The organism is Paenibacillus plantarum (assembly GCF_013141695.1).
GTDB lineage: Bacteria > Bacillota > Bacilli > Paenibacillales > NBRC-103111 > Paenibacillus_E > Paenibacillus_E plantarum.
On the sequence record NZ_WHNY01000081.1, the window covers coordinates 1 to 9,708 of the forward strand.

Sequence of the window (9,708 nt, forward strand, 5' to 3'; positions counted from 1 at the left end):
TTACCGAACTAAATGCCCACTTTTTGCGGGAAAGGGTCGGCGGAGACGAATTAGTTCGGCTAATTCGGACTATTTGGGAATTATTAGTGCGGAGAGTGAGATTAGTTCGGACATTCCGTACTAATTTAGAGATTCTCAGTGCCAGATACTTCTAATGGCTGATTTAAGGAATATCAAATGTGGTATACTTACAAGAACTAGAACCGCATCATTGTTTCTTGGAAATTAAATGTAAATGAAACGCGAGAGTCCAGATCGGAAGAAAACTTTACAGTGCCAATCAATGAATTATAACAATAAGAGTGAAGGTTAAAGGAGGGCGCATGAGTACTGAAACGGTAATTACACATGATTCACTCCGTATAAGTCGTTAGTATCCATTGCACTTATACGGAGTGAAAAGAGAATAGATGGATATATACCGACTTTTTATAAAGAAGTAGTGCGTTATAAAAAGGAGGAACCCACCATGTCAATGATTCAAGTACAAAACCTAACATTTTCATATCCGAGCAGCTTTGATCCTATTTTTGAGGATGTTAGCTTTCAAATAGATACAGATTGGAAACTTGGCTTTATTGGCCGGAACGGTCGAGGTAAGACAACTTTTTTCAATCTATTATTAGGAAAATACGAATACAACGGGAAAATTATTGCTTCAGTCGAATTCAACTATTTCCCATATCCAGTTTCGGATAAAAGCAGACTCACCTATGAAATCGTAGAAGAGATATGTCCTAAGGCTGAAGATTGGGAGTTTCTTCGGGAAATATCGTATTTAGATGTCGACGCTGAAGTGATGTACCGACCCTTTGAAACATTATCGAATGGGGAACAAACGAAGGTTTTGCTGGCTGCACTATTTTTGAATGAAGGGCAATTTCTATTAATTGATGAGCCAACCAATCACCTAGATACCCATGGGCGAAAGATGGTTTCTACCTATTTGAAAAGGAAAAAAGGGTTCATTCTAATTTCACATGATAGAAACTTTTTGGATGGCTGCGTTGACCACATCTTGTCCATAAACAGAGCCAATATCGAAGTTCAAAGTGGTAGTTATTCTTCTTGGAGGCTGAATTTCGATAGACAGCAGGAACATGAAGAGAAGACAAATGAGCGATTACAAAAAGATATTGGAAGACTACAACAATCTTCAAAACGTTCAGCCAATTGGTCTAATCAAGTAGAAGCTTCCAAAAATGGTACAACGAATTCTGGTTCCAAATTGGACAAGGGGTATGTTGGACATAAAGCTGCCAAAATGATGAAACGTGCAAAGAACCTGGAATCAAGGCAAAATAAAGCGATTGAAGAAAAGTCAACGTTGCTAAAAAATGTGGAGAAGACGGAGTCATTGCAATTAGAGCCTTTAGCATACAAATCGAAAGAACTCATTCAGTTAACAGACGTGGCTGTTAGCTATGAAGGTGAAGTAGTGAATTCGCCAATAAGTTTTACTGTTGTAGCAGGAGACCGAGTCGTGCTCGATGGAAAGAATGGAAGCGGGAAAAGTAGTATTCTAAAACTTATTCTAGGAGATCCAATCCAGCATAGGGGTACTTTGAACCTAGGTTCAGGTCTTATCATTTCTTATGTTCAGCAAGATACCTCTCATTTAAAAGGGAAGTTAGCTGACTTTATTGAAGACAATCAGATTGATGAACCGATATTTAAATCGATTTTACGTAAGATGGATTTCGAGCGGATCCAGTTTGAGAAAGATATATCTCAATACTCGGGTGGGCAGAAGAAAAAGTTGCTTATCGCAAAAAGTTTATGTGAGAAAGCTCATTTGTATATTTGGGATGAACCGCTAAACTTTATTGATGTGTATTCACGTATGCAAGTTGAAGAGCTTATTAATAGCTTTAATCCTACTATGGTTTTTGTGGAGCATGACCAGGCATTCCGAGAGAAAGTTGCAACGAAAATGGTTACTTTATAGGCGGGAATTGAATGAAAGGTTGGGATAGTGTTGTTTAGTTTAATATGTCCCAAGTGCCTTCATAAGGGGAAATACAATATTGCTCAGTTAAATGAGGAGAACGATTACTGGCGTCTTTTTTGCCAAAATTGTAATCATGAATTATTAGTCGTTAGTCATTCTGAACGTGAACAAATTATTCAAGGTCTTGCATTGACCGAGAAGTACGTACCTGACATATTAAACGCTTATAAAAACCTAGATCTAGATAAGGATACATCATCAAAAGTTGAATTTGGCAGGGTTAGAGAAAAGGACTAAATGCATATGGGACTAACGTAAGAACGATATAGTTAAACAGGAATGGGCTGCCGCGAGGCAGCCTTTTAAGCGAATTTAAAGGGAGGCAGGATAGTAGAACAATACGAAAGGAACGGTTTGGAAAGAAAATCAAATTGCACCTGAGAAAATATTAGCTTATAACGAAAGCTGGAGACACCAGAACGATTCTTTTTCGGAACTATTTAATTATCTATGGGATATTGCAAAAATAGAAGGCTATCTTTATAATTCCGAAGATAAATCAGGTAGTAAATGAAGTTAAAGGGGAACGTTAGCTAAAAATAGGGAGTAGGTAGCCGTGATCGGCAGCTGCTCCCTTTTTTTATTGAAGTAACGGGAATTTAGTCTAAGAGAACACATTATCATATGCATGTCTTCCCACGTTATGAGTCCGATGGGTTTGCATGGGTCGAATCAATTGACACCAGCAATGCTAAGGGGCGTTTAAAAGATACTAGTGAAAAATTGACAGCGAAACGAAATGACTTTTAAAACGTCTAATTTTAGATTACCAATTTTAGGGAAAATAAAGGAGGAAGACATGTCGCAGAAAAAGGGCTATGCACTTTTTATTATGATTTGGCTTACAGTTCTAACAATTTGGGCAGTAAATAAAATAGCGGTACCTCTTAGCAATAACTTGGTGACAGTTCAAGGTATACCTGGTCAACCACCGACTCAGCAAATTTCTACAGTACAAATTGATAAAGATACTGTATGGGTGATTGAATCCAACAGCAGCTTAATCAAAGTCATAACGCACGATACGGATGGTTATCATATGAAACAAATAAAAATGTCTATCCAAAATCAATAATAGTTAACAAATTGAACAAATTAACCGTTGATATATTAAAAGAGGAGAGCGTAAGAGAAGAAAATACTCATACCGTTCTTAGTTGCTATTTTCATGCTTACAGGATGTATCCAATCAACTCATAATTGACAGCTAAGGAAACTCTTGCTCAGAATCTGAAAGTACCTACATAAAGGAGCGATTAATTATATGAATCGCCTAGTAATTATGACAGTTGGAATAACGCATAGTGGAAAAACTACCTTCGCTAATGAATTGGAATCTGCCTTACAGCAAGCTGTAGTCATTGATCAGGATAATCATGCATTTTCATATCATTTTAAGCAATTGTAATCTAAATAAATCAGGACGAACAAATGTACTCAGATATTTCCATAAAAAGGGATTTAAAAGCATTATTGTTTACTTTAATTTACCTATTGAAATACTGAGAGCACGAGTTGAACAAACACAAAGAAGTAAAGCTATTTTCAGAAGTGCATCGAGCTTTTTAGAAGTGTTGGAGCGACAAGGACATTCGGGAGAAATACCACCTACTAGAGACGAAGCTAATTATCTATTTGAAATAAAAGATCCCAGCACTATCCCGGTAATAATACAACAGATTAAGGAATTCTCGGTCAACGTAAACGTTTAGTGCCACCTGGAACATAAATACGGTAACTCAAAAGTATATGGGATGACAATAAAAGAAGTTGAAAAAAGGATTGACGAAATACAGAAAAATTTTATTTCAGCAGTAAGAACTAAACATGGGATTAACTGATAAATAGTCTGCCTCGTTGCACTCCTTCGGGAAACAATAGTGTACGATGAGTGATTGTCTGCCAAACCCCAGAATGAATGTGCGGCAATAAATCAAGCTATTCATAATGTTTTTTATAAAGGTATAAATTGGGGTGAGTTAATGAAAAGAAATTTTGTTAGCATCATAGCCATTATACTCATCATTCTAGGAATGATATTTTCACCATGGGTAACGGTAAGCTTTGCAAAAAATAGAGCGATACATTCATTTGAGGGACGATGGAAAAACGTACAAGATGGATGTGGTTTTAATTGCAAAGATTGTGGTATCAAAACTACAAAAAAAGTTCTGTTCGGTCGTAAAGTGACTATGGAATATGCATGTGGTTTGTTACCGTCTGATTCCCCTAAATACCATAAGACGAAAGAGTTGTTTGTATCGCTTATAGGGACGGTTCATTGAAGTAACGGGCAGTATTGCTCAATCACTTCGCAGAATACTTCAAGTATATGAGTTATGAGAATTTAGCGGAGTAAAGGAACTAGTATGGGAGAATTTATATTTACATTATCTGTTCGTCTTTTATTTATTTTTGCAGGAACACTTTCCATAATAAAACCTGAATTCATGAGGAAATTGCGTTTTATTAACGTAAAGCAATGGAAAGCTACTTCAATAGATATTTTTTTAACGCGTCTATTCGGTGCCATTTTAATTATTGTAACTCTTTATTTGTTTATTAGGGACAACTTTTAATTGAGCACATGAATACGCTAACTGGGAACGTTAGTACAATAAACAAGGGAGAGATTGCTGCGGCAGTCGCTCCCTGTTTTCATTCAAATTGGGCTAAGTCCTCCTAATATGTGGAATTTATTGGTATTATATAGTTAGCAAAATCTTCTTGATAGGAGGCATAAAGAATTGTCAATTATTTTCCCTGAGTTCGAAACAGAAACGCTGAAACTCGCAATTCTTACTGTAGACGACACTGAAGCTGTATTTAGGCATTTTTCAGATGAGAATGTTACAAGATTTATAGATATAAGTCCATGCAAAGATATAAACGAAGCTGAAGAAATCATAAAATTCCATATAGATGATACTGGTTGTCGATGGGGGATTTTTAGCAAGAGCGATGCTCAGTTAATAGGGACTTGTGGCTTCCATTGCTGGTTTCAAGGCAAACAACCTAGAGCAGAAATCGGATTCGATTTAGCGAAAGGATATTGGGGAAAAGGGATTATGCAAGAAGCATTGAAGCCTGTTATAGATTTTGGTTTCAAAGAGATGAGCTTAGAATTAATTGAAGCAACTGTCGAGCAAGAAAATGAGAAATCAATAAACTTACTTCGAAAACTAAATTTTGAAAGAGAAACAGAATTAAGAGACCAGTTAATATATTATTTCTTATTAAGACAAACGTAGGGGATTACGCTAACGTAAGAACGATAGCGTGATAATCAGGGAGCAGGTCGCCTCGCGGCAACTGCTCCCTAGATTCGTTGAAGTAACGAGAGGAAAGTTTAATCACTTCGCGAATACTTCAAGTATGAATTTTTGTGAAAATCGTGTATAAGGACTGAAGATCAAAAACAAGCAAGGGGATGAAAATAATTATTCATCAATTCTCTCGTAGCCCCCAACTGCAGGACATTTTAAAAAGTGTTGATAAAGATCCATATAAGTATTCAAATGAAGAGATAATTACTACTGTTGATCAGTTTCTACCTAGTCAAAACTGTGAGGGAGCTGCTTTAAGTTATTTCTCTATTATATCTCATCTTTGCTACTTTAGATCTGATCTTGAAAAGCCATTAATGAAAATTGCAATAAAACCTTTATATTATTTAGGAATAACAGATTCAGAAAATGAAATTAAGTGGGTTCAAAGTTACGTGAAAAAGAAAAGTCTATTTAAAAATAATTACTATTTCACATCAAAACAAGGTGAAAATTGGATTCAAAATGAATTTATTACTAAACTGGATACTGTAGAAGCTATCATTAAAGAAATTGTAATTGAAGATAGCATGCGTAAGTAGGTATGTCACATAGTACCATATACAGTTATTAGATTGCGCTAACGGGTAACGTTGCTTATATTGGGATCGCCGGCTGCTGCGTATCCAGACGATTCTTATTATTGTTGAAGTATTGTGAGTTCTGTGAATTGGGAGAATTTCTGTCAAGGCAGCTAATTGATATTTCTGGCCCAAATAGATGTCTGGTGTTTGCCCTTAGTATTTCTGTAGAGCCACCGCCCGAATTTTATTATGCCCCCAACATAAAGACGTTCGTATCTTGAGGAAACTAATAATTGGATATTTAAAGAAAATGAAATTTAAAGGATGGGGACGGATATGACTCCAGTCAGGGATATGAGATTGCTAGAAGTTTACCCGTGTTTGAGGGATGTTCGCCCCGAGGATTGGGCAGAAGCAAAGCCGGAAGTGCGAACATTCTCCATAAAATCCTGTCTCTTTCAGCGAGAGGAAGCAACGTTTTACGGAATGTTATTGCTGAAAGGTAGCGTTCGCATCAGCCAAATCGGGCAGGACGGGAGCAAGCAGGTTATCAGTAAACTTAATCCTGGGGAAATTTGCGCCCTTCTTGTTCTTAGCGGCCTGAGTGGACGTGACTACCCTGCAGTCATTGAGGCTGAGACAGAGGTCGAGGCGTTGTTTGTATCTAAACTCAGCTTCCTCCGCTGGGTGCAAGAATACGAGTCGATACGTAAAACCGTATTCGGTACCCTGCTAGAAGGAATTATGCATATGGGTGAACAACTTCAAGCGAGACAGACCAAATCGCTGGATGTGCGGCTAGCTGAAAAACTGCTGAGTTCCACGTCAGAGCAGCAACCGATGCTACGAATGACTCATTATGAACTTGCCTCCGAGATCGGTACTGCCCGTGAAGTCGTGAGCCGCACGTTGCAGCGGTTTCAGCGTAAGGGGTGGGTAGTGACAGGACGTGGCTTTGTACGAATCATCTGCCGAACTGAATTTGATGAGCTGTTTGGTGACTAGGTCACAGAAAAGGTGATGCTATTCCTGATATATTGGATCAGTAAATTAATTCCAATTACAGGAGGTATCCACTCATGACTAACCAGCTTCAGCAGGGCATGTTTGCCCCAACATTCCGAACGGTTGACCACAGCGGCAACCCTATATCGTTTGATGACTATCGTGGCCGCAAAGTGCTACTCACGTTTATGCGCTACTCTGCTTGCGCTCTTTGCAATTTGCGGGTGCATCATTTTATCAAACGTTTCCCCGACTGGCAGCGCCAAGGTATGGACGTCATCGCCTTCTTCGAATCACCGGAAGCGAATATACGGGCCTACGTCGGAACTCAAAACGCTCCGTTCCCGCTTGTCGCGGACCCAAAGGCAGAATTATACGATTTGTATGGTGTCGAGACGTCCGAGGAGAAAGTACGTATTACAATGGCCGATGTGAACACGAAAATGTTTGCCGAAGCAGCAGCAGCTGCCGGCTTTGCCCTTACTCCAGAGGAAGGTTCAAACTTCAATCGAATACCTGCCGATTTTTTAATTGATGAGAACGGTATCATACAGCTAGCGCATTATAGCCGGATGATTACCGACCATCTCCCGCTTGAGGAGATCGAATGTTTCGCTGCAGGCGAATAACGACGTATGGCAAAAAGGCATGGGACTTGCCCTTCGTGGTCCTAATGCCTTTCTATTCGTTGAATTAACTTAAGAGCGATAGTCAGTCAATTTATGATCCGCTGCAGTTGTCTGTTGAAATCACTGGAATAATTGTTATAAATATTCTATCTCTTGAAGCCAACGCATTAGTTCAGTATGATTGAACATAATCGTTCTCAGAGGTAATTTATGGGAGGTGTTTGAAATGGAACGAAAAAATACTTTTAATGAAATTGCTGGAGAAATCATTGCAGCGATTGAGGAAAATGGTGGAACTCTTATCAAACCTCAAGCTGTTGTTTTGTTCCTTGCTAAGAAAAGTAATAAGTGAATCCATTTAAATACATAGCTGCAGAACTTTTTACGCTAAGGGATAATGCTAGTAGAGTGGCATAAGTAATAGGAGGGGAGCTTTTGGTAAGGAATACAGCTAAAGCAATTATTGAATACGATAATAAGCTACTGTTTATTAAAAAAAAGCTTGATAATGTAGGTGTTTATTATACGTTACCCGGCGGCGGGCAAGAATCTGGCGAGACAATTGAAGATACAATGTTACGCGAATGCACTGAAGAATTAAATATAAATGCAGATGTAAAAGAAATGGTGTGTGTAAGAGAATATATTTCTTCTAACCACGAGTACTCATTTTTAGTTAAACAAGTACATGCAATTGAATTCATCTTTCGCTGTTCTTTTGGAACAGAAGACAAGATCACACATTTACAGAATGATGTTGCACAGATTGGATTTGAATGGATTGATATATCAACAGTAATTGAGTCTTTACAGCAAGACGAAGTAAGGAATGCGCTCAAGTTTCCAAAGACTCTTCGGGATTTTTTAATTGAATATTACATAACCCGCAGTATAAAACCATATTCAAAATTTATATTTTAATTCGCTCTGTATTCAACTAAATGGTAACTGTAGTTAAAACATCTTAACCAACTAGCTTTGTGAATTGTAACTAATCTAATGGATAACTAACAAAATAGTTGAGGAATTGGCAAACATAAATTATTGCAGTTAGAAAGGAGTGAAGTCATGGCAAATATCGAGCACTTGCAAACCGTACATGTTCCAGCTTCGAAGGTATATGAAGCTTTAACCACCACGGAGGGATTGTCAGAAATATGGACCAATGAACTCATTATCAATAATCAAATTGGCTTAATTAATGAATTTCGATTCGGCAGCGATGACATCACTAAGATGAGAATAGAGGAATTGATCACTGATAAAAAAGTCGTTTGGCAGTGTATAAATTCAGATGCAGAATGGATTGGTACGACGATTTCCTTCGATATTCAAGAGAAGAACGGGAAGTCTTATCTTACTTTGCGTCATATGAACTGGAAAGAAGTAACGCCATTTTATCGCTCCTGTAACTATAACTGGGCTATTTTCCTTTATAGTCTCAAATCTTATTGTGAAGATGGCGATGGTATGCCCTATCAAAAACGTAAGTTTTGATAATTGATGTTATCTTGCTCATTCCGCTCTAATGGGTAGGATTTGTTGGTAGTTTAACTATAGCGGGAGTAGTTCGCCGCGGCTCGCAAATTTCTAGCTTCCTAAAATCGATACGTTCTCCGATAAGCCGAAGGGCTTATTTTTAGTTTAGAGGTGAAAATTCGGCTTAAATAAAAGCCGTTTTGATATCCGCATAACTCAGCAATAACGTCGATGGTATGATCCGTATCGATGAGTAAGGACTTAGCTTTCTGGAGGCGAAGCAAGGTTACATATTCGATGGGGGAGTAGCGGTAAGCCGCTTGAAACCGGCGGGAAAGCTGCGAATTACTAATTCCAAGCTTATCAGGACTTTATATCCAGTCGTTATCCAATGGCCGTATACTTCCTGTAGGATACAGCAATGGCATGCTGGGCTACATTCCAACTGCGCAACAACTTGTTGAGGGAGGGTACGAAAGTAAAGAGTCGGTGAAAGCGTTCGGTTATTCGTCTTATTTTACCCTGGAGGTTGAGACGAGCATTCATAAAGGCATTCTAGAGCTTATCGCTCATATGGAAGGAACGACCTAAGACCGCGAAACGACAATAACGTAGTAATATTGAGAGTCGCATAATTTGCGGCTTTTTCGTATTATCAGGTTAACCAGAAAAATCTGGTTGGCCTTTTTTTTAGGTTCGGTATAAGATGGCGGTAGCCGGGAGAACGAGCGGCT

At 38.4% G+C, this 9,708-nt stretch carries 13 protein-coding genes; 12 read left to right on the plus strand and 1 reads right to left on the minus strand.

The window, feature by feature from the left end; translation table 11 throughout:
* Positions 1 to 469 precede the first annotated feature (469 nt).
* The 11 genes from GC096_RS33225 (at position 470) to GC096_RS33270 (ending at position 8,992) form a co-directional block, all read left to right on the plus strand.
* Positions 470 to 1,948 (plus strand): Lsa family ABC-F type ribosomal protection protein, encoded by a 1,479-nt coding sequence (locus tag GC096_RS33225; protein WP_171636541.1) that lies wholly within the window; start codon positions 470 to 472, stop codon positions 1,946 to 1,948.
* An 862-nt stretch (positions 1,949 to 2,810) separates the two neighbouring features.
* Positions 2,811 to 3,086 carry a hypothetical protein gene (locus GC096_RS33230; RefSeq protein ID WP_171636543.1) on the plus strand — a complete coding sequence of 92 codons (276 nt, stop codon included), beginning with the start codon at positions 2,811 to 2,813 and terminating at the stop codon, positions 3,084 to 3,086.
* A gap of 189 nt (positions 3,087 to 3,275) precedes the next feature.
* Positions 3,276 to 3,419: an ATP-binding protein gene (locus tag GC096_RS39205; RefSeq protein ID WP_281366858.1), complete on the plus strand. Its 144-nt coding sequence runs from the start codon at positions 3,276 to 3,278 to the stop codon at positions 3,417 to 3,419.
* A gap of 574 nt (positions 3,420 to 3,993) precedes the next feature.
* Positions 3,994 to 4,296 carry a hypothetical protein gene (locus tag GC096_RS33240; protein ID WP_216626345.1) on the plus strand — a complete coding sequence of 101 codons (303 nt, stop codon included), beginning with the start codon at positions 3,994 to 3,996 and terminating at the stop codon, positions 4,294 to 4,296.
* Positions 4,297 to 4,758: 462 nt separating this feature from the next.
* On the plus strand, positions 4,759 to 5,262 hold the full coding sequence (locus GC096_RS33245) for a GNAT family N-acetyltransferase (protein WP_171636547.1): 504 nt from the start codon (positions 4,759 to 4,761) through the stop codon (positions 5,260 to 5,262).
* Positions 5,263 to 5,441: 179 nt separating this feature from the next.
* Complete coding sequence (locus tag GC096_RS33250; RefSeq protein WP_171636549.1) at positions 5,442 to 5,879, plus strand: hypothetical protein; 438 nt, start codon at positions 5,442 to 5,444, stop codon at positions 5,877 to 5,879.
* A 318-nt stretch (positions 5,880 to 6,197) separates the two neighbouring features.
* Positions 6,198 to 6,866 (plus strand): Crp/Fnr family transcriptional regulator, encoded by a 669-nt coding sequence (locus GC096_RS33255; protein ID WP_171636551.1) that lies wholly within the window; start codon positions 6,198 to 6,200, stop codon positions 6,864 to 6,866.
* Between the two features lie 74 nt (positions 6,867 to 6,940).
* Positions 6,941 to 7,495 (plus strand): peroxiredoxin family protein, encoded by a 555-nt coding sequence (locus GC096_RS33260; protein WP_171636553.1) that lies wholly within the window; start codon positions 6,941 to 6,943, stop codon positions 7,493 to 7,495.
* Between the two features lie 226 nt (positions 7,496 to 7,721).
* On the plus strand, positions 7,722 to 7,847 hold the full coding sequence (locus tag GC096_RS39210; protein WP_281366860.1) for a hypothetical protein: 126 nt from the start codon (positions 7,722 to 7,724) through the stop codon (positions 7,845 to 7,847).
* Positions 7,848 to 7,930: 83 nt separating this feature from the next.
* The gene (locus GC096_RS33265) at positions 7,931 to 8,416 is read left to right on the plus strand and encodes an NUDIX domain-containing protein (protein WP_171636555.1); all 486 of its coding nucleotides are present in this window, start codon (positions 7,931 to 7,933) and stop codon (positions 8,414 to 8,416) included.
* Positions 8,417 to 8,563: 147 nt separating this feature from the next.
* Positions 8,564 to 8,992 carry an SRPBCC family protein gene (locus tag GC096_RS33270; protein ID WP_171636557.1) on the plus strand — a complete coding sequence of 143 codons (429 nt, stop codon included), beginning with the start codon at positions 8,564 to 8,566 and terminating at the stop codon, positions 8,990 to 8,992.
* A gap of 101 nt (positions 8,993 to 9,093) precedes the next feature.
* On the opposite strand, the gene GC096_RS33275 is transcribed toward GC096_RS33270, so the two are convergent.
* The gene (locus GC096_RS33275) at positions 9,094 to 9,327 is read right to left on the minus strand and encodes a helix-turn-helix domain-containing protein (RefSeq protein ID WP_171636561.1); all 234 of its coding nucleotides are present in this window, start codon (positions 9,325 to 9,327) and stop codon (positions 9,094 to 9,096) included.
* A gap of 73 nt (positions 9,328 to 9,400) precedes the next feature.
* Here GC096_RS33275 and GC096_RS33280 point away from each other — a divergent pair, with 73 nt between their 5' ends.
* A complete protein-coding gene (locus GC096_RS33280) occupies positions 9,401 to 9,565 on the plus strand; it encodes a hypothetical protein (protein WP_171636559.1) in 165 nt (54 codons plus the stop codon).
* Positions 9,566 to 9,708 lie beyond the last annotated feature (143 nt).

Excerpts from the sequence above, each read along its gene's own strand:
- GC096_RS33225 (WP_171636541.1), top strand. The coding sequence starts at position 470 with ATGTCAATGATTCAAGTACAAAACCTAACATTTTCATATCCGAGCAGC.
- GC096_RS33230 (WP_171636543.1), top strand. The coding sequence starts at position 2,811 with ATGTCGCAGAAAAAGGGCTATGCACTTTTTATTATGATTTGGCTTACA.
- GC096_RS39205 (WP_281366858.1), top strand. The coding sequence starts at position 3,276 with ATGAATCGCCTAGTAATTATGACAGTTGGAATAACGCATAGTGGAAAA.
- GC096_RS33240 (WP_216626345.1), top strand. The coding sequence starts at position 3,994 with ATGAAAAGAAATTTTGTTAGCATCATAGCCATTATACTCATCATTCTA.
- GC096_RS33250 (WP_171636549.1), top strand. The coding sequence starts at position 5,442 with ATGAAAATAATTATTCATCAATTCTCTCGTAGCCCCCAACTGCAGGAC.
- GC096_RS33255 (WP_171636551.1), top strand. The coding sequence starts at position 6,198 with ATGACTCCAGTCAGGGATATGAGATTGCTAGAAGTTTACCCGTGTTTG.
- GC096_RS33260 (WP_171636553.1), top strand. The coding sequence starts at position 6,941 with ATGACTAACCAGCTTCAGCAGGGCATGTTTGCCCCAACATTCCGAACG.
- GC096_RS39210 (WP_281366860.1), top strand. The coding sequence starts at position 7,722 with ATGGAACGAAAAAATACTTTTAATGAAATTGCTGGAGAAATCATTGCA.
- GC096_RS33270 (WP_171636557.1), top strand. The coding sequence starts at position 8,564 with ATGGCAAATATCGAGCACTTGCAAACCGTACATGTTCCAGCTTCGAAG.
- GC096_RS33280 (WP_171636559.1), top strand. The coding sequence starts at position 9,401 with ATGCTGGGCTACATTCCAACTGCGCAACAACTTGTTGAGGGAGGGTAC.